This is a genomic window from Citrobacter sp. R-1.5.2 (genome assembly GCF_035064245.1).
Taxonomy (GTDB): Bacteria; Pseudomonadota; Gammaproteobacteria; order Enterobacterales; family Enterobacteriaceae; genus Citrobacter.
On the sequence record NZ_JASEYC010000005.1, the window covers coordinates 95,341 to 119,406 of the forward strand.

Here is a 24,066-nt window from a genome sequence, read left to right on the forward strand (position 1 = left end):
TGCCTGACGGCGCGCAGCTTTCAGGCCTACAGAAGCAGTACATTTGTAGGCCGGGTAAGGCGCAGCCGTCACCCGGCCAAAACAACTGCGTTATTCATCCTCATCTTCTGCCACGCGGACACCCACTTTCAGCACGGCATTATCTTCTTTTTCGGCTACCGTCCAGATCATACCGGCAAATTCCACCTGGTCACCGACAACCGGTGCAGCACCCAACAGTTGCTGAACAATTTCACCCAGCGTTTGCTGCTTATCACGATACTCGGTGCCATCTTCCAGACCATAAATCAGTGCCACATCGGCATATTTCGCGCTGGCTTCGAGAATAAAATCACCAAAGAAACGCTGGTCTAACGACACTGGCGGTGACTGACTGAACAGCTTGCCTAAGGCGGGCAGGTCGCGTTCGCGACCAATGACGCACAGCACATCGCCTTCACGCAGGCGGGTACTGCCTGATGGGTGAAACAGCACGTTGTCACGAAACAGTGCGGCAATACGCGTTTCCTCTGGCATATGCAAGTCACGCAATGCGGCCCCTACGCACCATTTATCGGCACTCAACTGGTAAACGAACTGCTCCCAGGGATTATCCGGGTGAATATCGAGACCAATACGTGAAACTGGCCAGCCAACAGGAGGTACCACGACTTTGGCTTTTTTAGCGGCCCACGACAGCGACGTCCCCTGGAACAGCAGCGAGATCAGTACCACAAAGAATGCGACGTTAAAGAACAAACGCGCATTTTCCAGACCCGCCATCATCGGGAAGACGGCAAGGATGATGGGTACCGCACCGCGTAAGCCAACCCAGCTAATGAAAATGCGCTCACGCAGATTGAAACCACGAAATGGCAGCAATCCGGCGAACACCGACAACGGACGCGCGAAGAAAATCATCCAGGCAGACAAAATCAACGCCGGAATCGCGATCGGCAACAGGTCGGATGGCGTCACCAGCAATCCCAGCACCAGGAACATGGCAATTTGCGCCAGCCAGGCCAGACCGTCAAAGTTTTGCAGAATACCGAATCGGTTGCGGATCGGGCGATTTCCCAGCAGGAAGCCACACAGATAAACCGCCAGAATGCCGCTGCCTTCAAGTGCGGTAGTCAGGGCAAAAATCAGGATTCCACCGCTTAAGGCCAGCAGCGGATACAGCCCGGCAGGCAGAGAAATACGGTTAATCATCTGCTGGAGCAGGTACCCACCGCCGAGACCGATAGCGATACCTAAGCCAAACTGCTGGATAATATGCACGGCGAACATCCAGCTTAAACCGGTCTCGTGGTTCTGGATCATTTCGATAAGCGTAATGGTCAGAAATACGGCCATTGGGTCATTACTACCTGACTCAATTTCCAGCGTCGAGCCCACACGTTCGTTAAGTCCTTTACCGCCGAGCAGGGAAAATACCGCCGCGGCATCGGTTGAGCCGACAATCGCGCCAATCAGCAGTCCTTCGATGAGATCCAGATGAAACAGCCATGCCGCCATCATGCCGGTTAAACCAGAGGTAATCAGCACGCCCACGGTCGCCAACGATAATGCCGGGCCTAGCGCAACACGAAAGGAGCTGGCCTGAGTGCGCATCCCGCCGTCAAGCAGGATCACGGCCAACGCCAGGTTACTGACCATGTAGGCAAAAGGGTAGTTATCAAAAGGAATGCCGCCAACACCGTCCACGCCCGCTAACATGCCAATAGCGAGGAAAATCACCAGAATCGGGATACCAAGACGTGATGAGAATGAACTTAGCAAGATACTGCAGGTGACGAGAACGGAACCCAAAATAAAAAGGCTAATGATTGCTGCGGCATCCAACGTTCGGTTACTCCTGAATTACGCTGTTTCGTATTAATAAACCCTAACATAATAACGACAGAAACAGCGTTTTACTTAGCCCTGAGGCAGGCTTTTTTTACGATTTAAGCACCGGATGACCGGAGATTGTGAGTTGACTGCCGTTTTTATCATTTTTCAGCACGGCTTTGGCCCCTAAAGGTAAGGTGACGGTGCGTTGTTCATGGCCAAAATCGAGGCCGCTTAACAGTGGAACCGATAATTTGGCACGCAAAAACGCGCAGACTGAATCAAGACTGTAACCGGCATCATAATCATTAGGCGCACTGCCGCTAAAACTGCCGAGAATGATGGCGTTCTGGCGGGCGAGGATCCCAGCATGATAAAGTTGTAGCAGCATGCGCTCGATGCGAAACGGGTGCTCGTTGATGTCTTCCAGCACCAGAATACCGTTCTCAATGGCGGGCATCCACGGCGTCCCCATCAGCGAAATGAGCATCGCCAGATTTCCGCCCCACAGCGTGCCTTCGGTAGCGCAATCCGGGCCATGCCCTTGCCAGTCGAGGGTAAATTCGGCATTGCGCAAAGCCTGCCAAAAATGGTGATCGGTAAAGGCGTTCATTTCCTCGGCACCGAAGTTAGCTGCCAGCATCGGGCCACTAAACGAGATGACATGACTCTTCGCCAGCAGCCCGCATTGAATAGCCGTGAAATCGCTGTGACCACACAGCAGGAGTGGGTTCTGTTGCTGGCGAACGGCCAGCGCCTGCCAGTCAATCTCTGCCAGCAAACGGCTCGCACCGTAGCCGCCGCGCACCGCCATCACAATAGTATCAGGCGTTTTTAGCTCAACGAGTGAATTCACATCCGCCAGACGCTCGGCTTCGGTACCGGCAAAACGCTGACAGCGGCGGGCGATGACGGCAGTGTTATCGACCTGATGACCGGCCTCAGTAAGACGCGCAAGCCCACGTAATGCAGCCTGCTGGTTGATACAGTAGCCCGACGGGGCAATTAAGTGAAACCGGGACATGGCATTTCCTTGCTACAACTAAAACCAAATGTATATCATGCCGCGTAGGTATGTCGTTGTCACCTCAGCGACAGGTTCCGGCTATAAGGATAGATGACGTGAAATTGAGATGGTTTGCTTTTTTGGTTGTAATACTTGCGGGCTGTAGTTCAAAACAGGATTACAAAAACCCGCCATGGAACGCAGAAGTTCCGGTTAAACGCGCGATGCAATGGATGCCTATCAGTGAAAAAGCCGGCGCGGCCTGGGGCGTTAGCCCACAATTGATTACGGCGATTATCGCTATTGAATCAGGGGGGAACCCCAATGCAGTCAGTAAATCTAATGCCATCGGTCTGATGCAGCTTAAAGCCTCCACCTCCGGGCGGGACGTTTATCGTCGCATGGGATGGAGCGGGGAGCCGTCGACCAGTGAGCTGAAAAATCCAGAGCGTAATATCTCCATGGGGGCGGCGTATCTGAGCATTCTTGAAACCGGTCCGCTGGCGGGAATTGAAGACCCACAGGTGATGCAATATGCGCTGGTGGTGTCATATGCGAACGGTGCCGGGGCGCTGCTGCGGACGTTCTCCTCTGACAGGAAAAAAGCCATCAGCAAAATCAACGATCTGAGCGCGGATGAGTTTTTTGAACATGTTGTCGATAACCATCCTGCGCCGCAGGCTCCACGTTATATTTGGAAGCTTCAGCGAGCGCTGGATGCGATGTAACGCGCGTGATATTACTCGCGTACTTTATTCGACTTTTCCCGAGCCTCGCGCTCAAGCGAAAAAATAATCCGCTGTAAATTCCGCTCCACCGCCGGGCCGACGTTGAGAAAACGAAAGCTCAGGCGGGGAGTGGTGATGGTCTCATTTTTCCCGTCGATCACTTTTCGCTCGGTAATCGAGATGAGCTGGGCATCAACGTGGTACACACCCCATTGTTCCATATTCAGTTCAACCTGCGAGAAGCGCATACCTTCAACCAGCCCCTCCGGTGTAGTCCCTTCTAATAGCGCGCCCATGCCGCCAAGAGACAAATCGAATAAGCGAAAATGCAGGATACTGTTGTCCGGCATTTTCGCCTTGCAGTGATAGGGCGGGTGTAACGGTGCACCGATACGGAAGTATTCCCGGCGCTGGACGAACCACAGCGAAGGTGGCAACGATGAGATAAAGGCTGGCAATCGTTGATACTCGCCTTTTGTCAGTTGCGGGAGGGTAAACTCCACCTTGGCACCCTGCGTTTCGGCGATAATTGAGATCTGGCTGGCGCGTTGCACGGCCTGGTTTTCATATTCCTGACTGCCAAAATCCATGATCAATTCGTCCGGGCTGACAGCAAGAATTTTGCTGATGAACTGACCTCCTGACCAGGAGATACGCAGTGGAACCTGCTGTGAATTTAAGTCCCGGAGTACCCCTAATACTGCGAGCGGGTTTTGCTTCAGGAACTGCTCATTGTAGTTACTCACACCTAATGACTCCTGGATACCTGGCTTATCGTTGGGTTATCGGCATCGCGAGACGGAACTTAATACAAATGGATGAAATTTTTTACCCAAGCCAATGAATTAAGTCTGAGTGCAAACAGCAGGTAGCGATGACTTGCCTATACTTAACGTGCTGGCGCAGGAGTGTCTTGCGTGTGCGTTCACTGGAAAGAGGGCCTGAAAATGGGAATTATTGCCTGGATTATTTTTGGTCTGATTGCGGGGGTTATCGCCAAGCTGATTATGCCGGGGCGTGATGGCGGTGGGTTTATTCTGACCTGCATTCTCGGTATTGTCGGCGCTGTGGTCGGTGGGTGGCTGGCAACGATGTTTGGTATCGGCGGCGATGTCAGTGGGTTTAATCTCCACAGCTTCCTGGTGGCCGTGGTCGGCGCGATTGTAGTACTGGGTGTTTTCCGACTGGTACGACGAGATTAATCAAACGGCCCCCGAGCAGTAATGCCGTTCAGTTAAGCATGTCTGGTGAACATGTGATTCTTGCTCAGAGTTCCGTTCACCTTAGTTGTGTCATTTCTCTGAAGCGCAGATACCCGTGAACGTGCAAGGGAGGCTCACCGCCGCCTCCCTTGCATCCCAGGCTCCCGGCGGGATTGTAAAGGGCGTGGCGGAGAACGCCCTTTACACGTTCACAGGAGCCGGCGTTTCAGAGAAGCGATGAACATGAGGTGAACGGAACCCTTTCTCTGAGAGTGCATATTCATAACTTCTACCCTCACAGGCGATACTTTCTGAAACTGAGGCGTTAACTGAACAGCATTACCCTGAACGGGGCCGTTTCTCTGTATCGCTAAGTCAGAACTGATACTCAACCCCGGCCCAGTAATTTCGACCTTCTTCGATAAACCCTTCGCTGTAGACGTACTGTGTATCAAACAGGTTGTTGACCGAAGCGTTAACGCTAAAGCCATGTCCGAGGGTGTAATCTGCCCGGAGGTGGGTAATGGCGAACCCAGCCGCTTTTTGTGAGCCATCAGAATTGCTATAGCTTGAAGAGCGGGCTTCTTCGGACAGCGTAATGCTGAGTGGGTCCCACGGCTTCAGCGTCATCCAGGCGGTTAGCGTTTGTGTTGGCAGATCGGTAATTTTACCGATGTCGCTGCGTTTAACGTCAGCATGGATAAGGCCGTAGCTCAGCCCCACATCCAGCATGTCAAAGACCTTACCTTTGACGCCTGCATCCAGGCCGGTGTAATCCACCCGACCACTGTTTTGGTTCTGAATCGTGTCGGCATCAATATTGTGGGACAGAATCGCATCGGTAATGCGGTTGTAATACACGCTGGCTTCGAATCCCCAGTTCTGGGTGAACGAACCGTTCCACGTGAGATCGACGCTACGGGCGCGTTCCGGTTTTAGCTGCGGGTTGACCAGCGCTATCTGGTTATAAGCCGGTTTTGACGTGGTGTAGCGTTCTTTCAGTGTGGGGAAGCGCGTTCTGTCAGAGTAGGAGAGCGCTAACGTGTCAGAATTTTCAAAGTGGTATTTGGTCATTACCTGCCAGTTAAAGGCGGACTGGTTGTTGTCATCATAATGGGTAACACTGCCGTTTTTCTCGTGCTTCATCCCCTCTACGCTGTCACGCCAGTCGTAGCTGATACCTGCCACCACATCGACATTATCCGCAGCCGCCCATTGATATTCACTGGCGACAGACCAGGTACGATCTTCGTAGCGGTCATAAGCGGCATTCGGAGCCCCTTTTTCGCGATGAACATCGTCTTTCCAGTTCACGGCGAAAGAGAGCAGGTCGTTTTCCCGCATATCAGCGGAAAGCTGCAAACCTGCGCCGTCGCTATAGTCAGAATAATGGCTGTAGCTGCCTTTCTTATTTTTCAGATCGGCAAGGGAATTGTACATCATCAGTGTATTTTCAAAGGTGTCGCGATACAGGCGGCTTTTCAATGTAAAGCGATCGCCCAAATGCGTGGTGCCCTGATAGTAATAACTTTCTTTATCATATTGCGGCCATTGCCAATAACGCGATTTCTGGCTGCTGGTTCCGGCATACGGCGGGTTATCTTTTTCGCCGTCCTGATTAATGTAGGTCAGAACATACTCATCATCGCCGCGTGGCGTGAAACCCAGTTTCACGATGCCGCGTTTATCATCGGCTGATGAGTTAATCATCTTGCCATTGCTGCCCGCTACCGGGTTATCAACACCATGAGGTAATCCGAGGAAATCCTGTTTTAGCTGGCTACCACTGAGCTGGATATATCCGAGATCGTTGCTGGCACCGAACGACGCGTGCATATCATGGGCATTGTCTTTGCTCCGGCTCCAGCCCTGACGATACCCCAGAGAGCCCTCAATCGGTTTGGTGGGTTTTTTGGTCGTGATGTTGATAGCGCCACCCATCTGGTTCGGCCCCTGTAGCAAAGATGAGTAGCCTTTAGAGACTTCGACAGACGCGATATCGGATGTCAGAAAACGACCTAAATCAAGGTTGCCATCGTAGGGAATGTACACCGGAACACCGTCGAAAAAGACCGGGACCTGACGGCTGTCAAAACCGCGGACTTTCACTTGTTGCTCATTACGGTTACCGGATTTTTGCAGCACGACGCCGGGAACGACGCTTAGCGCCTGCGCCACGTTTTGTTTATCCAGTTGCTGCATCGTTTCCTGGCCCAAAACCGTCGTGGTTGCGGCGGAGGCCGGACTAGACCAGACGGTCATGGTTTCGCTTTCCTGCCCAGCAAAAGCACCTTGCGCGAAAGCAAACGACAGGGCTGTGTAAAGACAACTTTTGTTGAAATTCATTATTTATAGTCCATTTATAAATGTTATATGCCACGTGCGTCCGGGCTCAGGCTGACTTTGATATCCGCCGGTGGGGCGTAGTAAGGCGCGGAGGTGATAAAGAGTCTGATGCCACAGTCGAGATAACTCGCCAGTGAGGCGAGGGTAATGCCGCCAGTCAGCGCCAGCGTGCAATGGGGGGCCAGAGAAGGAGCCAGGCGAGCGATGTCTGCTGCCTGCTCAGGGGTAAACTTATCGAGTTGCAGCACATCAGGCGCAGCATGTAGCGCGGCCAGTGCCTCATCGGGGGTATCGGCTTCGACCACAATCTTTTTTTCTGGCGCATGGGCGCGGAGTTGCGCGATTGCCGCAGTCCAGCCGTGCGGATCGGCAAGAAAGCGGCGATGATTCGCAAATAGCAGAACGGTTTCGGCGCACCCGCCCCGGTGGATAATGCCCCCGGCGGCAAGGATCGCCTGAGTCGCCAACAAACGCGTGCCGGGAATGGCTTTGCGGGTACAGGCAATCTGGCCATCAGGATAGCGTTGGCGTAGCACGTTCAGCATCTCGTCGAGATAGCGTGAGACACCGCAACTCCACTCCAGCACGTTCTGTACCGCTTTCCAGCCCTGGTGTAGTGCCGCCGCGTTACCGTGTGCGCGCAGAAGTAACTGTCCGGTGTTCGCCCGTTCGCCATCTGCCACAAGGTCGGTAACGGTCAAACCCAGTGATGTCAGCATTTGTCTGGCAACAGCGGTTCCGCCCACGCACCCGCCCTGGCGGTGATAAAAACTCATACTTCCTGGCTGTGCGCCGATACCCAACGCGCGGGTTGTTAAATCGCCGCCCTGAATATCCTCCAGCAGCAGCGCATCGACTTGTGCCTGTGAGAAGTAGATCATTGCAGCGCCTCCCGCGGTACGCTGTCCCACCAGATAAGCGCCCAGTCGCGACTGGCGGGAGCGATGGTGCGAGGGTCCTGCTGATGGTACCAGTGCTCCAGACGCTCAATTTCGTCTGTGCTCAGTTCCCCCATGCTCCAGCGCACGTTTTCCAGAAAACGTGTCCAGGTGCTGTTGTCCTGCTGGCAGTTGGGTCCACGGATAAAATCAACATGTGCGTGAATGCCCATCTGATACAAAACATTCAGTGCATAGATATAGTTGGGAAGCTCAATCACCTCGCGGCCCAACGCACGCTGAATCGTGGGTGATACAAATGAGGAACTGACGAGATGGGTGGTGTAAACCCGTAGCCGTGCCTGATTATTCAGTTTGGTCATGGCCTGGCGCATATCGGCAACCAGCGTCGAACGTGAGGCAACGGCAATATCACATTGGGGTAGGTCGTCCCAGTGCGCTTCCCATGCGCGCTGCACCCACTGTACGTGGCGCGCGCCCATCTGCCCGGCACGGCGAGCGGCAACGCTCAGCATTCCCGGGCTGTAGTCTACGCCGTAAACAATCGGCATTTTTTTTGCCAGCGCCAGCGCAACCGTACCGGGTCCGCAACCCATATCAAACAGTGATTCAGCACCTTTCAGGTCAATCTTGCTCAATAACTGGAGCAGGTAGCTGTCGGTTAATGAGGCGCAATTCTCTGCCATTTTTTCCGCGCGTTTGTCCCAGTGCTCTGGTTTTTTCTCGGTTCGCTTCGCCAGAAGTAACTGTTTGCGGTACAGGTCGGCAAAATCAATGTCGTCAATGAGCATCGTGATTCCTTAATCGTGTGAGCCAAAGAGGTGATGGGCTATTTGTGAGGGGGTGACCCGATACAGGGTGGCCAGACGTTCAGCAGCCAGTTGGTGCTCAGGCCCCCCCTGAGACACCAGACCATCTGGCTCGACGCGCACCACGCTGTCGGCAATGGCGCGCGCATGCAACGGATGGTGGGTCGACATCAGCAGCGCCATGCCAGAATCTTTTAGCGTGACCAGTGTGTCGAGCAGTCGGATCTGGTGACCAAAATCGAGGCTGGAAGCGGGTTCATCCAGCAGTAAAAGACGTGGACGTTGTGCCAGCGCACGGGCAATCAACACCAGTTGACGTTCACCACCGCTGAGTGTGTTCCAGCGCCGGGGCGCGAGATGTGGGATTGCCAGCACGTCCAGTTGTTCAAGGGCGATATCGCGCTCTTTGATGCCGGGAACGGCAAATGCCGCCATTTGCGGGGCCAGTCCCATCATCACCATATCCAGAGCCGTGAAGGCAAACGCACCGTCATGTGCCTGAGGAACCCAGGCGATGGCGGCGGCGCGTTCACGGTCGCTGAGATGATTCACCGCGATACCATCAAGCGTAATGTGGCCAGCAAGCGGTTGAAGAACGCCAAGAATGGTACGCATCAGGGTGGTTTTCCCGCTGCCATTGGCGCCAATCAGGCAACAGATTGACCCTGGTGCGACGCTAAACGAGACATCGCGCAATACAGGGTGTCGGGAATGGTAGCCGAGAGACGCATGTTGTACGGTCAGCAGCGTCATTGTCGGCCTCCCCGGAGCAGAAGCAACAGGAAGAAGGGGGCACCAATAAACGCGGTCAGGATCCCCAGCGGGATTTCCGTGCTGCTCAGGGTACGGGCAAGGGTATCTGTCAGCAGCAGTAAAATAGCGCCGATCCCCATTGAAACGGGCAGTAGCCGTTGGTGGTTGTTCCCACAAAGCAGTCTGCCTATGTGTGGCACCACCAGCCCAATCCAGCCAATAATTCCGGCAATCGCCACAGTACAGGCGGTGATAAGCGTGGCGCAGATAATCAGCCAGAGCCGTAGCCGGGATACGTTGATACCCAGAGAACGGGCTTCATCATCCGAGAGGGTGAGCAAATTCATACGCCAGCGTAGCAGCAACAGCGGCACCAAACCGGCCACAATCAGCGGTGCGGACAACCACAGGTCATGGGCGGTGATGGTCGACAGACCACCGAGTAGCCAGAAGGTAATCGACGGTAGTTGGGTATACGGGTCAGCCAGCGTTTTGATGAGCGAAATCCCTGCGCCGCACACCGTACCCAACGCAATGCCGACCAGTACAAGGGTGAGTACCGGATCGTGGCGTTTTACCCGCTGGGTGATGAGCCACACGCCCGCCACCACGAACAGACCGCCGACAAACGCATACAGTTGAATAAACAGGATCGGTAAACCCAGCAGGATGGCGGTACAGGCCCCTAAACCCGCCCCGGCCGCCACACCGAGAATATCCGGCGACACCAGTGGGTTACGGAACATACCCTGATAAGTGGTCCCTGCGCCCGCCAGTGCCGCGCCCAGCAGCAATGCAGCCAGAATGCGCGGCAATCGAATCTGCCAGAAGACGATTTTGTCCTGGGACGGCACGCCTGGATGGCCAGCAATGAGGTTCATCACCTGCTGGGCATCCAGGCGGTATGCACCTGAAACCGTTGCGACGATGACGCACGCGGCAATGGCTGCGATCATCAGGATACTCAGCGTTGTCATTCTCATCACAGTGTCACCAGCTTCTGAAACTGTGCATCGCTTAATGAGGTGTGCCAGAACAACTCTGCGTAGCGCTGCATATCGGTCTTAAAGTGGATTTCAATTTTGGGGTCAAGCCAGGCGTGCAGGCGACGTAATCCGAGTAACCGGTTGATGCCCGGCGGGGCGTCCAGCCAGCCAAACGGCAGTCCGCTGAGAAACAGAATACGTTGCTCAGCAACGGCTTTGACCCCTTGCCAGACGGGATCTTCTCGCAGGTACTGTGCGGTGACTGCATCCTGAACCAGAATAATATCGGGCTGCCAGCTCAACAGATTTTCCATGGATACCTGGGTCAATCCATGTCGTCCCGGGATTTGCGCGACATTGTGTAATCCCAGTAACTCTGGTGCCTCGGTATGCAGTGAACCCTGCAAACCGGTTTCCAGCCCTCTGGCACCGCGTGCGGCATAAAAGCGCAGTTTTGCTGCGGGGGAGTGCGAAAACGCATCTGCGTCATCAATAAACCGACGGGCCAGTGCGGCCTGTGCAGAGGCCCGTGTTGCCACACCCAGCGCGGCCCCTGCGGCTTGCAGTTGCGCCGGGGTTTGTCGGAGCTCGCCGTTAATCAGTAGCCACGGAACGTGCGTTTGCGCGTTGACCTGCCGGGCTTGGGAAAGCCAGGTTTCATCAGCATTGCCGCAGTCAACCACCAGATCGGGTTTCAGTGCTAACAAGGCCTCCAGTGACAGGGTGCTGGCGCGTCCTGCCAGTCTTCCCAACTTCGGTAACGCCAAAATGTCATGATGGAATGGCACTGCGGCCTGGTGAGAAAAATCAAAGGATGAAAATCCCACCAGTTTTTCCGGTGCGACGGCCAGCAATAGCATATCGGCAGGTGCTCCGGCACTGACGACGCGCTGGATTGCGTCGGGTGACGGCGGAGAACCGACCGCAACGGTAAGCGGTGTTTGGGCAAGGGCCGGAAAATGGCGTAACAGCAGCGCAGATGCCACGAGTTGGGCAAACATCCTTCTTGTCAGTGGCATTATGTTGGTCCTGAACAGTGATAAAATCGCTATATATTTACATATACAGCGAATAAAAACATGTTCAGAATCAATTTCACACGGATGAAAACAGGGGCTACCCCATAAGGGCTAGATGCAATGGATACACCTGAAATGGAGATTTATGGCACCAAAAAATCCGCGACCAGGCGCGGATTTAGAGGACGCTTAAGACACCCGAGAAGATTAGGATGTCGGTTGAGTCTGCTTTTTGGCCTCGGAAGGCGTGTTACTGGCGGGGGCGGGGCGCGTTGCCGGTACGCTGTCGCAGGGTTTATCTTTCGCACATATCAGGTCGAGCATTTTTAACGTTACGCCGTTGGTCCAGCCGAAACCATCCTGTAGCGGGTATTCGCCACCACCGCCACCGGTTCCTGTGCTGCTCACGTCATACTTCTCAACCAGTTTTTTCTCACGATCGTAGGTGTGCTGCACATTGGTGAGGAATCGCCAGGTGACATCCATGGCGACATCATTTTGGCCATAGTTCTGTAATCCCGATGCAGCGACCCACTGTAACGGCGCCCAGCCGTTGGGGGCATCCCACTGCTGGCCGCTTTTCACCGACGTGGTGGCAAGGCCGCCAGGTTGCAACAGATGCGCCTGAGTTGCTGCTGCCACCTTGCTGGCGCGATCTTTCGCTGCCGCATTCACAAATAAGGGGAACAGCGCGGCGGCAGTTAACTGATTACGGACTTTGTGGCTCTTCAGATCATAGTCGGCATACCAGCCTTCTTTGTCATTCCACAACCAGGTTTCAATCCCTTTTTGGCGGGCATTGGCAAAGCCCTCGTACTGCGCTGCTTTGGCATCGTCACCTGCGGCTTTGCTGGCGAGAGCGATCATTTTCTCCATCTTGTATAACAATGCATTGAGGTCGACAGGCACGATGCTGGTGGTGCGCAGGGTACTGAGCTGGTTGGGGTTATCCATCCAGCGCGAACTAAAGTCCCATCCGGATGCGGCGGCTGAGCGCAGGTCGCGATAAATTTCAGTGGCAGGGCGGTTCGGGTTGCTTTTCGCGGTGGCAATATCTTCAACCCAGGATTCAGGTCTTGGCGTATCGCGGTCATCCCAGTAGCGGTTTAAAAGGGTGCCATCAGCCAGCTTGACCACACGTTTATGCTGTTGACCGGGCTGAAGTGCTTCGCCTCCTTCCATCCAGTAGCTGTATTCTTTTTGCATCTGCGGGAGATATTTTTTCAGCGCGTCGTTACCGTCATGCTGCGCCAGCAGTTCAACCATAAAGGCAAAGAACGGCGGCTGCGAACGACTCAGGTAGTAGCTGCGGTTGCCGTTAGGAATGTGCCCCCACGAATCAATTTCATAAGCGAAGTTGGCCACCATATCAGAGACCTTGTCCCAGCGATCGCTCTCGGCCAGCCCCAGCATGGTAAAATAGCTATCCCAGTAATAAATCTCACGAAAACGCCCACCCGGCACTACATAGGGTTCTGGTAGCGGCAGCAGAGAGTCCCATTTTTCGACATCGGTGGTTGAGCGAGTGAGTACCGGCCACAGTCCGTCAATGTGCTCGCGGAGTGATTGCCCGGCCGGGGGTACGTATTTCTCACCCTCTTTTGGCAACGTGAAATTCACTTCCACAAAATGGCGTAAATCAAAGCCAGACTGATTTTTCTGCATCCGATAATCGGCAAGGATCATCAGCGGATCGCTGTTGGGCACTGCGTCGGCAAAGGTTTTCTGATCGGGAAATAGCTTTGCTGTCTGTACATCATTGAACAACGGACCAAGCAGAATATCAGGAGGAGAAGGCGTAGCGGCAGGTGAATCCTCAGCGTGCGCAGTAAAAGAGGCCAGAGCAAAAAAGGTGCTTGCGAGCGTCAGTTTTATCGCCACTGAGAGCAGGCCTGGGTGGCGAATGGCGGGCGTTATCATCGGTTAATCTCCTTAGCGGCGTGCCGAAGTTGCGGCATTTACCATGAGAAAACCTTAGTTCAGGATCGACCGTTGCGCGTGATCGGCCCCCCATTTTGCGAATAAACAGACATTTCCTGTCGGGGGAAGTGAAATAGCCCACCTTTTACAGATAAAGGGTGGGCTGTGGGTATCAGCCAGCGAGGATCACCCGATTTGCTATGCCGTCCAGAGTCAGAGTGTCACCCATCTTGATAGCATCGAGGGTTTCGCCTTGTTGGCATACCCAGCACAAGCCCATCTCGCGGGCGATAATCGCCGAGTGGGAGGCTTCACTACCGGCTCGCAGGCAGATCCCTTTAATCGTGAGCGGGTCGAGTTGCAGCACGGTAGACGGATAGATGACATCGGCGACCAGAATGGTCGGTCGAATAAACGCGGGGATATGTGCACTTTCGCCGGTTAAATGTTGCAGCGTACGGGACAGCAAATCCTCAATATCAATGTATCGCGCCTGTAAATAAGGATCATCGAGTTGCAGATACTGCTGACTCAGATCGCTCAGTACGTTATGCCAGGCGTAGGCTGCGCTACACTGCTCTTCGCGCATCAAATCACAGGCCATATCGAAAAGCTCAGGATCGTCGAGCAGCGTGTGATGACCAGAGAAAATGGCGGCGATATCAGCGGAATATTTCTCCTCTGCCAGCGCGGTTAAATCACTCAGGTCGTCGAGTGTGCGTTGAATGGCCGCTTTTAGCCGCTGCTGCTCGTCCTGCACATCCGCGGCGGGGCGATGGGTGACTTCCGGTGAGAACGGCGTATAGAAAAAGGCCGTGCCCGTTGCCAGCGCAGGCACCGGTACTGAGATACTTTCAGTGCATGCTTCTTCGACGGACTCGCCAAAATTCTCAGCCGCCAGTTGTTTAAATGCAGCCAGAGCCGCGTCTGCCTGTTCACCTTTGGCAATCAGGCGCAGTGTGTCATTACAACGCACCTGCAGCAGCGCTATCTGATTCAGGCTGTCAGGGACGACGCACTTGCCGTTTTTTTCCAGCCACATGTCGGCATTAAAGCCAGACAATGTGGAGACCAGCCGTGATGCCGGGCGAACATGTATACCGTTGGGGTTTTTTACGGTCACGGCAATCGAACGGGCATCCGTGTCGGGTGACAATTCAGCAGGTGCGGTCTTCGCGACAGAAGACGAAGGTAAACCCAGTTGCTCACGCTTGGCGTCGAGGGCATTCATGGCATCATTGATGACCCGATCGATATCAGCGCCCGCTGCAGCACTGACGGTTGCCGCCAGTGTACCTTCAACCAGCGGGGCTGCGCATAGACGCACCTTGGCGGCGATTGTCGGGTCGAGCAGATCCAACGCGGTTTCCGCACTCAGTAGCGCGCTGCCGATATCCATCATCACCAGCACGTGATCCGTGTCTGCCACTGACTCAATGGCCTCCATCACTTTGATGGGGTCGGTGCCAATGGGGTTCTCAGGATCGTCAATGCCTGCGGCAATAGCGAGTTTACAACCATCACCCATTAACATCTGTCGGGCTAACGCACCGACGCCTTCGCCCAGTTGGGCGCTGTGAGACACAATAACCAGGTTTACCATCGTTTTATCCTTACTCTCTGGAAGCCTGCGCCAACATTTGCATCATAAACATAACGGACGTTGCGCCGGGGTCCTGATGCCCAATGCTGCGCTCACCAAGGTAACTGGCGCGGCCTTTGCGCGCCTGCATCGTGATGGTACTTTGCGCCGCAGTTTCTGCCTGGGCGCTTGCCTCCTCCAGTGCGGCCTGTACGCTCAGCTTTTGTTCGCTGGACTGGCGCAAAGATTCGACGACGGGCACCCAAACGTCGCACATGGTTTTGTCACCCGGTTCGGCTTTTCCGCGGCTAATGACCCCTTCCGCGCCATCACGCATCATCTGATACAACTCGTCAACCGTCAGGCTTTGATGGGCCTGAGTGACCTGCGCCGCGCGGATGAAAAAGGTGCCGAACAGCGGGCCACTGGCACCACCGACGCTTGAGAGCAGTACCATCCCGGTATTTTTCAAAATAAAGCCGATGTCTTTATCCGCAATGGACGGGAGCTTTTCGACCACTTTACTGAAGCCGCGGTGCATATTCAGACCGTGGTCGGCATCGCCGATTTCCCGGTCAAGGCCGGTAAGAAAATCGCTTTCGGTGGTGAATATTTCGCCGCAGCGATAGAGCCAGTTAACAATTTGTGTTCTGGTGAGGGACATCATGAATCTCCTTATTTACCCCAGTTGAGTGCAGGGGTGTGAACCGGTGCATCCCATAAGCTCAGCGTTTCGTCATCCACTTGTAGCAGGGTGATTGAGAAACCGGTCATATCCAGAGAGGTGCAGTAAGAGCCTATCAGGTTACGTTCGATGACAATACCGGCATCCTGGCAACGGCTTTCAAGGCGGTTATACACGCCGAAGAGTTCAGACAGCGGTGTCGCACCGAGATTATTGACCAGCGCAATCACGCGATCGCCGCTCTGTAGCGCGCGTTTGCTTTCTTTCCCTTCCTGCCAGGCGCCCTGAAGGTGATCCCAGTGACGCAGCGTACGACTGTAGTTGCCGTTTTCCAGCAGGGTGTCAAACATTTCATCCACCGTTTGATCAAGCGAAGAGAATGGACGGCGGTCAATGCCGGGTTCGCCGTGGATACCGACGCCAAACTCCATTTCGTTGTCCTGCAGGGTGAATGACGGTTGACCGGCCGCCGGCACGGTACAGGCGCCAATGGCAATCCCGATGGAATGCCCCTGGTTGTTTAACTGGCGTCCCAGCGCTGCGCAGGCATCCAGTGAGTCTCCACGTTCTGCGGCCGCACCGACCAGTTTTTCAATCAATACCGTATTTGCCACACCGCGACGACCGGCTGTGTACAGACTGTCTTTCACCGCCACGTCATCATCCACGACCATCGTGGTGACTTTGACGCCGCTTTCATGCAACAACTCGGTTGCCGTTTCGAAGTTAAGAATGTCGCCGGTGTAATTTTTGATTATCAGCAGTACGCCTTCGCCGCCGTCAATTTGCATGGCGCATTCAAACATTTTATCCGGCGTTGGCGAGGTGAAAATTTCACCCGGACAGGCACCGGAGAGCATACCCTGGCCAATGTAACCGCAGTGCATTGGTTCATGTCCGCTACCGCCACCGGAAAGCAGCGCCACTTTGCCCATCACTGGCGCATCCGCGCGAGTGACATACACCGGGTCCTGATGCAGTGCCAGAGAAGGGTAGGCTTTTGCCAGCCCGGCGAGTTGTTCGTTCAGTACGTCTTCAACACGGTTGATCAATTTTTTCATTGTTTATGCTCCGCAGACAGTCCTGAGATGGCTGCACATTCAGGCAGACATCTGATGTAGGGTATCGGTTTGTACAGCGCCACGGCGACCTCTCGCTGCCGATAAGGTAATTTTGCACACGGGTAGTCAAAAGAAAATTGATGTGAATGGTGTTTCAATACGGAACATTAGCATCTGGTGATGTTCCGTATTGAAACGTATTGGTGCATAAAACAGCGGAAGTGAGAGATGCGGCAAGGTTTATGCTAACGGCATCGTGAATAAAACGTTATTCCTTACTCTTCTTTGCCATTAAAATCGAAAAACCAGAACAAGATAAAACCAATAAAACCAAAAATGAGCAGAATAGCCAGGGTATAGACTTCATATCGTGCGGCATCTGCAGCAATCGCCTGTAATTTGTCCATTGCCGGGGCTGGCTGCTCTTTGAATAGCATGAGTTGCCATTCATAAAGGTTTGTTGTTTTTATCTCTTTAATCGGTTCCCAAATATGGTTAGCCGCCGCGCCGAGTGCTAAAGCGGAAAACAGGGCGCCGTAAATACGTTGACGTTTTTCCTGACGCTGACTAATCGCCTGGCGCATGAGCTGATCCAATTGCTCTATCTGCGCCATGAGCTCCTGGCGTTGCTCAGACAATCCCCACTGCCGCGAGAGATCGTCACTCAGCTGGTTATGTAGGGCATCGTTGCCGACTAAAGCACCTTTATTCATGGCTTTTAGCGCCCGGGCCTTGGTTTCCAGCATCATTTCGGACCAGTCAGATAGACGACGAATTTTTCCCTTTCGGTTGTGCATTTGCTGCGATTCGAGCAGATCCTTGAGCCACTGTTCAATCTGTTGGCCAGAGTTCGCCAGAAAATCTTCATACTCATGGCTGACATCCGCGACTGAAATGGCCGCTTTAATCAGTATCGCCAGATGTTTATCCTCTTCTTCGCGACAGAAGAACGTGACGCCATGACGGTGAGCGACGACCAGAATATTGCTGTACCACTGGCTGCTGTACTCACTGGCGGGAGGCAGATCCGCAGGACTCCGGACGACGCGCGTGCTATCGCTCTGTGCTGCCAGCCAGGCATGGAAGGTGGGGGTATCGATCATACGCATCAGCGGCACTATCGTAATATCACCGCCCTCCGGGATGCGATGCTGATAGACACGAATGCATTTACCCTTTGTGCGGCAATCCAGTTCGGGTAAAACTATTGGCACAATGGCGTTATCAAGGTAACGGGTAAAATAATTCTCCCAGATTGCGGGCAAAACGTCTTGTTGCCAGGTCAGTTTCGAGCCGGGCTCTCCGGGCGCAAGCTGCTTCGGTGCCGCAATGAGCGTCATTCTGCCTTGATCGTCGTACCAGGGTTGGTTCGGTGCTCCAGGGATTAATTTATCGCTTCCGGCCAGGCGATAGCTTTCGAGAAAACGCGGCGTATCGTGCGGGCGTAACCCTTGCCAGGCCGCATCTTCACGTTGTTCCAGAGCGGACCACAGGGCATCAAGGCGCGTCCCCTGAATGGGGTTGAGCGAAATAACGATATCATTGCCTGTGCCCACTTCTCGCGGGCGATAAATGGCCAGCAACCCAAATCCATTGTGCGTCCAACTGCGTTCTTTATCGCAGCGCGCGAGAATTTTCAGCATCCCGGAAGGGAGCGTTTCGGTGATAAACAGTGCATCAACCACCGTTTGCCGCCGGCCTGTGCCGAGGTCCAGCAGGAGCTGGCAGGTCACCGAACGCTTGAGAACGTGTTGGTAAATCTGTTGCTCATACGCCAGACTTGCGACCGCACTTGCATAACATTGCGTGTGCATGGGCATAATGCCTGCGGTGGGGTCTGGGTTGGCTATTATCATATCGCTCAACAGGCGCAGGCAGGCCAACATGTTGTGGCGAACAACGGCAGTATCATCCATGGGTTGTTCGCACAGGCTGCTATGCGCGAGTGCGGATAACAAGCACGCGGCAGAACGCGTCGTATCATCACCGTCCAGGTAAATACCGCTTTCCCATGCGGTGACGTATTCCAGCCACGGATGTGTTGATAGCGACAGCGAACCAGCGGCATTGAGATGGTTCAAAAACAGCAACAGCGTGAAACAGGTATCCAGAGAGAAATCTTCAATAACGATTCGCTGTATTCCCTGGACACTTGAGAGTTTGCTGCGCCATATAGTCCATTGACGATCGTCGGCATTTGCCACCAGTTCACTCACCGAATGGTAGTGACCTGCACGGTATCCTTTGTTATTGAGCGCGACACCCTTTTGGCTTTCCGTATCATTGCCGTCGCCCAATCCGATCAGCAGGCTGCCAGCCGGTGCATCACGCTGCGACGGATTGAACTCGAAAGTAAACTGCGGCCATGCATTGTTGAATGCGAACATATAATTCTCTGTCGATGAATGTGTTGGTGTATCGCTCATTATTTGACTACGTTATAAATGACCCGTTGTGAGCGACTCCAGTTATCGTCAATCGCAATATTGGGTTCATGGTTTTCTTGTTTTACGCAGTAGTTCTTAACCAGGCTTTTTAACTCAGCCCCGTTGAGCGTGCCGAACATCAGACGCGTATTCAGTTCTTTCAATAACACATCGTGGAGTGAATAGGTGGTAGGTCTTTGCAGTGAAAACTGCGCCGCGTCAGCCAGTAAGTCACGCGCATTATCGGCCATCAAACGGCGTTCACAGCGACCCGCAGGTTCATTTTTGGCCATTTCTTCATCGTAAGCTTTCTTCTGGGCTTTCTCAAAATTAAGCGCGCTGTCCAGTTCCGCTTTAATACCCTGAACATCCCTGGCAGAAGAACAGAATGTTTTTAAATAACGAATCTGTATGGGGGTCAGCGTGCCATTACGGTTCGCTTGCTGACGTAATTTACCGGCCATTCTGAGACAACCGTTTTTTTCATCCATCAACGATGCTGATTGTAATAGGGCATTCAACGTTTCCTGGCGATCTTCCTGTAATGCGGCTTCGGCATAATACAGTTTCCAGCGCATGCCTCCGGCAAGAAACAAATTGACAACCTGGGTGTCACCGCGGTCGATAGCGGCGCGAAGATTTTTTTCATCCCAGGCAATGCCGATATTCGCCAGTTCTTTACGCGGATCGTTACTGGTTTCTTTTTTCGCACCGGCAACCGTTTTACCCACTTCCCCGAGATCGCTACGGATGGACTCCGTATTCACCAGCGTCTTGGTTGAAGTTCCAAAAGTCAGTACCGAGCCAACAATAAGGACAGCGATACCGCCCAGCACCCAGACTACATACTTGCGAATGATGTCCGTACGCGTTTTGATTACTTCAAGATCTTGAGCCTGAGCCACCAGATTATCTTTTATTTCCTGAACGTCGCCGCCGAGATCTTCAATCTTTTGGCTGGTCCGTTCGAAATAGCGAGCAACCTCAGCATTGCTGTCATCAAAAAAGCGATCAGGGTTAACTTTTACGCGGCCTTCATCGAAGGCCTCCTGTACCGGCTCAGTAATTTCTCGGTAATAGTAATTCACCAATGTTGTTTGGACGGAGGTTACCCGCTTGTGATGCGCCAGACGGTTGCGAATTACGCGAATATCGTCAAGAAAGGTGTTCAGTGTTGTACGTTTATCGTTAACAAAGCTGAGCAACGGGGTATATTGATAAAGCGGAGAATAGTGGATGGGATATTCGTTTTTATCAATAAACAGTGAGGCGAGTTCACTGAAAAGGGTCCCACTCAATACGTCATCACGATCGGCAACGTTCAGCCATTTTTTCACACGTTCCTGACCAAATAATTTGTTTAGGTGCTCAAGTAGGGCTTGTTGGTTATTGTACGCTTCATTAATTAAACTACGAATGGTCAACTCTAATGCCCGTACCTGCTGCAAACTACGTAACTGCTTTTCTTCGCCTTCGTTATGCAGCGTCGTTGAATAAGTTAATTGAGGTTGTTTTTCTCGCAAATATTCGAGCTGCCACAAAAGACGCAACGCGGCAATGGTCAGATTTCTGTCCGCGGGCTGGCCATCTGTATTTCTGACGAGCCATTTTTTCAAGGTTCTAAGTGCCGCAAGAAAGCTCGCCATTTCCTGCTCGTTATAGTTAAATCGAGCCGCTACACTGTTCCAGTTGCCCAATTTCTCTCGGGCTTTATCAAGTGAATAATAAAACGTATCAGGCGAGAGCTGCGTGGGGACTGGCATACCCAGCAGGGATAAGATTTGTGGAAATGCGCTGTCGAAAAGAGACAGGCAACGAGTAAAATCGTTGTGCTCAGAAGCAGATGAATGATCGACCATTATATTCTCACGTGGTTATTCGCTGAGTTTTCCCGGCCCGATCTAATCGCACTGTGTCAGGCAACTTTCCCTGCAGCCAGAATGCCATAATTCGACGATTATTCGGGATTTTTAATCAGTTCGTCAATATATATGCGGGGCGTAATATTGGTAGTAGACATTGCGGCCAATAATGCATCGCTATGCGTTCTTAACGCAAATTATGGTTGCTGCGACGGAATTTAATGTTTATTGGCTAACAAAATACGCAGATATTGGGTAAGTAAAACGCAGAAAGCGGGGCGGGTGAATCAGGCGACTACACGCCAATAATGCCACAAATAATGCCGCATTATTGGCGTAACTCACGACTGGCGTTTATCGTCGGTCAAAAACGTTGGCGTATCGGCCTTCGTATTATCCCGGATAAATACCACGGTCTTTACGTGCCAGCAGGATACGCTCGCAGGCCACAATATAGGCGGCAGTGCGCAATGAGCAGGATTTCTCCGCCGCTTTCTCCCACACATGAACCATCGCATCGGTCATGATTTTATCCATGCGATTGTTGATCTCTTCTTCGCTCCAGAAGAAGCTGGCCATGTCCTGAACCCATTCGAAGTAGCTGACGGTGACGCCGCCTGCGTTACATACGACGTCAGGTACCACGATGATACCGCGGCTTGCCAGCATATCATCGGCATCCGGGTAAGTTGGGCCGTTAGCGCCCTCAAGCACCAGTTTGCAGGTCAGTATTTCTGCACGTTGACGGGTAATCTGTCCTTCCAGTGCGGCAGGGATCAGGATATCCATCTCCACGCTCCAGAAGGCTTCGCTGGCGATCGTTTCCGCCCCCGGGAAACCGGCAATCTGTTTGTGCTCCAACTGCCAGGCGGTCAACGCGGTCATGTCGATCCCGGTGGTGTTAAACAGGGTGGCAGTGTGATCCTGAATGGCAACGACGCGTGCACCAGCACTGGCGAACAGGCGAGCCGCTTCACTACCGACATTACCAAAGCCTTGTACCGCAACGCGCGCGCCTTCAACGTCGATGTTGGCACGACGAGCCACTTCCAGACCGCTGACGAACACGCCACGACCCGTTGCTTTATCACGACCCAACGAACCGCCAAGGTGGATAGGTTTACCGGTGACCACGCTGGTTACGGTGGTGCCGTGGTTCATGGAGTAGGTATCCATCATCCACGCCATCACTTTACCGTTGGTGCCGACATCCGGCGCAGGAATATCTTTTTGTGGCCCAATGATAATGCCGATTTCGCTGGTATAGCGGCGGGTTAAACGCTCCAGTTCACCTTCGGACAGCGAGAATGGGTCGACGCGAACGCCACCTTTGGCACCGCCGTACGGCAGGTTCAGTGCGGCACATTTGATGGTCATCCAGGCGGAAAGCGCCATCACTTCATTAAGATCAACATCAGGATGATAACGCACACCGCCTTTTCCCGGGCCGCGGGAGAGGTTGTGCTGTACACGATATCCTTCAAAATGGCGAATAGTGCCGTCATCCATCTGCACCGGAATATCGACAATTAGCGCGCGTTTCGGGTGGCGCAGAGTATCCACCCAATGGGAAAGTTCGCCCAGGTAAGGGGCCACACGCTCGATTTGTTGCAGGTAGGTATTCCAGGCAGATGTGCTGCTATCTGAAGCGTAAGATAACTTATCCATGATAAACCTTAGTTATAAAAGTAATATGTTCTTAATTTGGCCGTGGTATACAGTGGATCTCACCATATAAACTTAAATTTAACATTTTTTTCAAGAAACGGCCTGCCCACCAGCCTCCCATTAGCCATATAAAAAACACGTGAATTAAGCGTTAAGTGAATAATTATCTATTGATTTTGCGAATGTTTGCGATCAAATAGCGATTCGGGCATTTAATATGCATGGCACATGAGAATGACTATTTGTCAGATTTATGATGCACCTCTAAAAGTAAACAATATGATAAATATTTGTGTTTTCTTGATTGCATTTTAGCGGCGCGTCAGTAAGTCACTGAGATGGTGACGGTGTCCGCATAGTTGTCGGGCGTATAGTTTGCACTGGGAACGGTGGCATACACTGAATACGGCGTAGCAGAACCGGTGCCAGTGCCTGTAACGGTATTGAGCGAGGTGTTGCCCCACACGGTACCGGAAGGTCCTGGCGTTGAGCTGAGTTGATAAGGGACTTTATCGCTGTTAGCCCCCGTTCCGCTCATCACACCGCTGCCTGCAGTATTGCCGTTGGAGGGTTGTAGTCCAATGGTATAAGGGGTGTTATTGGTGCATGCCACCCCGATGGTATTTGATGCTGTCGCATTGCGCTGAGTTGCCTTCACCGGGGTAAAACTAATGTTAGTGGCCGAGGTGATATTGCACTGTTTGCTGACAGTGGCTGATACGGTGAAGGGGAGTCTGGCGGCAACGGTATCACCACACGTGGAAGGCGGAATAACTAATCCAGGGTTGAGGGTGATAAGCGCCGTGGCTGCCGTATAGCTGTCCTGATAACTTCCGGGGACCGCAGAGGTTTGCGGAGTGACGAGCTGAGCGGATACGGTCAGCGAACCGGTCACTGGGATCAAATTGAGCAAGTTAAGTTGTACCATGGGAAACGTGGTGCCGCTCTGATACTGACTCCCCCAGATCTTACTGTGCCCGGCGTCCTGATATAGCTGATAGCTTAACGTTCTGGCAGGTGTTCCGCTTAACGACATATTCCGTGTTGCCACCTGACCGCTGACGGCCGATGCGCCAATATTAAAACAGAGGTTAATCCCCGCCAGTACGTCGGTCACTTCTTTTGCACAAGTCCAGGTAAAGGTCATTGAGGTCGTTGTGCCTGATGATGACAACGGGTCCACTGCACCAAAACTAATGGGTTGGACGTTACTTACGGAGCAGGTTACCGCATGGCTTATCCCTGGACAGAGTAGGAGTGTAGCGATAAACAGTAACTGTCTTAATCTCATGAATGAACTCC

General features: G+C 53.1%; 19 protein-coding genes and 1 pseudogene. 3 read left to right on the top strand and 17 right to left on the bottom strand.

Translation table 11 applies throughout. The features are described 5' to 3' along the window. Positions 1 to 3: 3 nt before the first annotated feature. A pseudogene (locus QMN38_RS27200) lies at positions 4 to 150 on the top strand (hypothetical protein); the annotation flags it as partial. On the opposite strand, the gene QMN38_RS11385 reads toward QMN38_RS27200, so the two are convergent. Continuing rightward, positions 91 to 1,824, bottom strand: a complete 1,734-nt coding sequence (locus QMN38_RS11385; protein ID WP_271441511.1) for a potassium/proton antiporter — start codon at positions 1,822 to 1,824, stop codon at positions 91 to 93. The pseudogene QMN38_RS27200 and the gene QMN38_RS11385 sit on opposite strands and share 60 nt — an antisense overlap. Before the next feature lie 97 nt (positions 1,825 to 1,921). Then, positions 1,922 to 2,836 (bottom strand): muramoyltetrapeptide carboxypeptidase, encoded by a 915-nt coding sequence (gene ldcA / locus QMN38_RS11390; RefSeq protein WP_323605085.1) that lies wholly within the window; start codon positions 2,834 to 2,836, stop codon positions 1,922 to 1,924. A gap of 98 nt (positions 2,837 to 2,934) precedes the next feature. On the opposite strand from ldcA, the gene emtA reads away from it, so the two are divergent. Beyond that, on the top strand, positions 2,935 to 3,546 hold the full coding sequence (emtA, locus tag QMN38_RS11395) for a membrane-bound lytic murein transglycosylase EmtA (protein WP_040232326.1): 612 nt from the start codon (positions 2,935 to 2,937) through the stop codon (positions 3,544 to 3,546). An 11-nt stretch (positions 3,547 to 3,557) separates the two neighbouring features. On the opposite strand, the gene ycgR is transcribed toward emtA, so the two are convergent. After that, positions 3,558 to 4,292 (bottom strand): flagellar brake protein YcgR, encoded by a 735-nt coding sequence (gene ycgR / locus QMN38_RS11400; RefSeq protein ID WP_323605086.1) that lies wholly within the window; start codon positions 4,290 to 4,292, stop codon positions 3,558 to 3,560. Positions 4,293 to 4,493: 201 nt separating this feature from the next. On the opposite strand from ycgR, the gene QMN38_RS11405 reads away from it, so the two are divergent. Next, on the top strand, positions 4,494 to 4,748 hold the full coding sequence (locus QMN38_RS11405; RefSeq protein WP_048212573.1) for a GlsB/YeaQ/YmgE family stress response membrane protein: 255 nt from the start codon (positions 4,494 to 4,496) through the stop codon (positions 4,746 to 4,748). Between the two features lie 375 nt (positions 4,749 to 5,123). Here QMN38_RS11405 and QMN38_RS11410 read toward each other — a convergent pair whose 3' ends face one another. From QMN38_RS11410 to QMN38_RS11475, 14 genes are all read right to left on the bottom strand, one after another. After that, positions 5,124 to 7,094, bottom strand: a complete 1,971-nt coding sequence (locus QMN38_RS11410) for a TonB-dependent receptor plug domain-containing protein (protein ID WP_271449229.1) — start codon at positions 7,092 to 7,094, stop codon at positions 5,124 to 5,126. Between the two features lie 23 nt (positions 7,095 to 7,117). Further along, positions 7,118 to 7,975, bottom strand: a complete 858-nt coding sequence (gene modD, locus QMN38_RS11415; RefSeq protein WP_323605087.1) for a ModD protein — start codon at positions 7,973 to 7,975, stop codon at positions 7,118 to 7,120. Further along, positions 7,972 to 8,784, bottom strand: coding sequence for a class I SAM-dependent methyltransferase (locus tag QMN38_RS11420; protein WP_323605088.1), 813 nt, complete (start codon positions 8,782 to 8,784; stop codon positions 7,972 to 7,974). The genes modD and QMN38_RS11420 overlap by 4 nt, the downstream gene beginning before the upstream one ends. Positions 8,785 to 8,793: 9 nt before the next feature. Further along, positions 8,794 to 9,555 carry an ABC transporter ATP-binding protein gene (locus tag QMN38_RS11425; protein ID WP_271456329.1) on the bottom strand — a complete coding sequence of 254 codons (762 nt, stop codon included), beginning with the start codon at positions 9,553 to 9,555 and terminating at the stop codon, positions 8,794 to 8,796. Beyond that, positions 9,552 to 10,538: a FecCD family ABC transporter permease gene (locus QMN38_RS11430; RefSeq protein WP_271449264.1), complete on the bottom strand. Its 987-nt coding sequence runs from the start codon at positions 10,536 to 10,538 to the stop codon at positions 9,552 to 9,554. The genes QMN38_RS11425 and QMN38_RS11430 overlap by 4 nt, the downstream gene beginning before the upstream one ends. Further along, positions 10,538 to 11,560 (bottom strand): ABC transporter substrate-binding protein, encoded by a 1,023-nt coding sequence (locus tag QMN38_RS11435; protein WP_271449232.1) that lies wholly within the window; start codon positions 11,558 to 11,560, stop codon positions 10,538 to 10,540. Before QMN38_RS11435 ends, QMN38_RS11430 begins: the two co-directional genes overlap by 1 nt. 207 nt (positions 11,561 to 11,767) lie before the next feature. Then, positions 11,768 to 13,480, bottom strand: coding sequence for an alpha,alpha-trehalase (locus tag QMN38_RS11440; protein WP_323605089.1), 1,713 nt, complete (start codon positions 13,478 to 13,480; stop codon positions 11,768 to 11,770). A 172-nt stretch (positions 13,481 to 13,652) separates the two neighbouring features. Then, entirely contained in the window at positions 13,653 to 15,083 is a 1,431-nt protein-coding gene (dhaM, locus tag QMN38_RS11445) for a dihydroxyacetone kinase phosphoryl donor subunit DhaM (protein WP_323605090.1), read from the bottom strand. A gap of 10 nt (positions 15,084 to 15,093) precedes the next feature. Further along, positions 15,094 to 15,726 (bottom strand): dihydroxyacetone kinase subunit DhaL, encoded by a 633-nt coding sequence (dhaL, locus tag QMN38_RS11450; RefSeq protein WP_271449265.1) that lies wholly within the window; start codon positions 15,724 to 15,726, stop codon positions 15,094 to 15,096. A gap of 11 nt (positions 15,727 to 15,737) precedes the next feature. Next, positions 15,738 to 16,808, bottom strand: coding sequence for a dihydroxyacetone kinase subunit DhaK (dhaK, locus tag QMN38_RS11455; protein WP_048211439.1), 1,071 nt, complete (start codon positions 16,806 to 16,808; stop codon positions 15,738 to 15,740). A gap of 275 nt (positions 16,809 to 17,083) precedes the next feature. Continuing rightward, complete coding sequence (locus tag QMN38_RS11460; protein ID WP_323605091.1) at positions 17,084 to 19,195, bottom strand: hypothetical protein; 2,112 nt, start codon at positions 19,193 to 19,195, stop codon at positions 17,084 to 17,086. Positions 19,196 to 19,233: 38 nt separating this feature from the next. Then, the gene (locus QMN38_RS11465; protein ID WP_323605092.1) at positions 19,234 to 21,093 is read right to left on the bottom strand and encodes an STY4199 family HEPN domain-containing protein; all 1,860 of its coding nucleotides are present in this window, start codon (positions 21,091 to 21,093) and stop codon (positions 19,234 to 19,236) included. 396 nt (positions 21,094 to 21,489) lie between these two features. Beyond that, positions 21,490 to 22,764 carry a Glu/Leu/Phe/Val family dehydrogenase gene (locus tag QMN38_RS11470; protein WP_005122303.1) on the bottom strand — a complete coding sequence of 425 codons (1,275 nt, stop codon included), beginning with the start codon at positions 22,762 to 22,764 and terminating at the stop codon, positions 21,490 to 21,492. 322 nt (positions 22,765 to 23,086) lie between these two features. Continuing rightward, entirely contained in the window at positions 23,087 to 24,055 is a 969-nt protein-coding gene (locus tag QMN38_RS11475) for a Csu type fimbrial protein (RefSeq protein WP_323605093.1), read from the bottom strand. Positions 24,056 to 24,066: the final 11 nt, after the last annotated feature.

Coding starts and splice junctions, on each gene's coding strand:
- QMN38_RS11475 (WP_323605093.1), bottom strand. CDS start 24,055: ATGAGATTAAGACAGTTACTGTTTATCGCTACACTCCTACTCTGTCCA.
- ldcA (WP_323605085.1), bottom strand. CDS start 2,836: ATGTCCCGGTTTCACTTAATTGCCCCGTCGGGCTACTGTATCAACCAG.
- QMN38_RS11425 (WP_271456329.1), bottom strand. CDS start 9,555: ATGACGCTGCTGACCGTACAACATGCGTCTCTCGGCTACCATTCCCGA.
- QMN38_RS11460 (WP_323605091.1), bottom strand. CDS start 19,195: ATGTTCGCATTCAACAATGCATGGCCGCAGTTTACTTTCGAGTTCAAT.
- dhaL (WP_271449265.1), bottom strand. CDS start 15,726: ATGTCCCTCACCAGAACACAAATTGTTAACTGGCTCTATCGCTGCGGC.
- modD (WP_323605087.1), bottom strand. CDS start 7,975: ATGATCTACTTCTCACAGGCACAAGTCGATGCGCTGCTGCTGGAGGAT.
- QMN38_RS11465 (WP_323605092.1), bottom strand. CDS start 21,093: ATGGTCGATCATTCATCTGCTTCTGAGCACAACGATTTTACTCGTTGC.
- QMN38_RS11440 (WP_323605089.1), bottom strand. CDS start 13,480: ATGATAACGCCCGCCATTCGCCACCCAGGCCTGCTCTCAGTGGCGATA.
- QMN38_RS11430 (WP_271449264.1), bottom strand. CDS start 10,538: ATGAGAATGACAACGCTGAGTATCCTGATGATCGCAGCCATTGCCGCG.
- QMN38_RS11470 (WP_005122303.1), bottom strand. CDS start 22,764: ATGGATAAGTTATCTTACGCTTCAGATAGCAGCACATCTGCCTGGAAT.
- QMN38_RS11405 (WP_048212573.1), top strand. CDS start 4,494: ATGGGAATTATTGCCTGGATTATTTTTGGTCTGATTGCGGGGGTTATC.
- dhaK (WP_048211439.1), bottom strand. CDS start 16,808: ATGAAAAAATTGATCAACCGTGTTGAAGACGTACTGAACGAACAACTC.
- QMN38_RS11410 (WP_271449229.1), bottom strand. CDS start 7,094: ATGAATTTCAACAAAAGTTGTCTTTACACAGCCCTGTCGTTTGCTTTC.
- QMN38_RS11420 (WP_323605088.1), bottom strand. CDS start 8,784: ATGCTCATTGACGACATTGATTTTGCCGACCTGTACCGCAAACAGTTA.
- dhaM (WP_323605090.1), bottom strand. CDS start 15,083: ATGGTAAACCTGGTTATTGTGTCTCACAGCGCCCAACTGGGCGAAGGC.
- QMN38_RS11435 (WP_271449232.1), bottom strand. CDS start 11,560: ATGCCACTGACAAGAAGGATGTTTGCCCAACTCGTGGCATCTGCGCTG.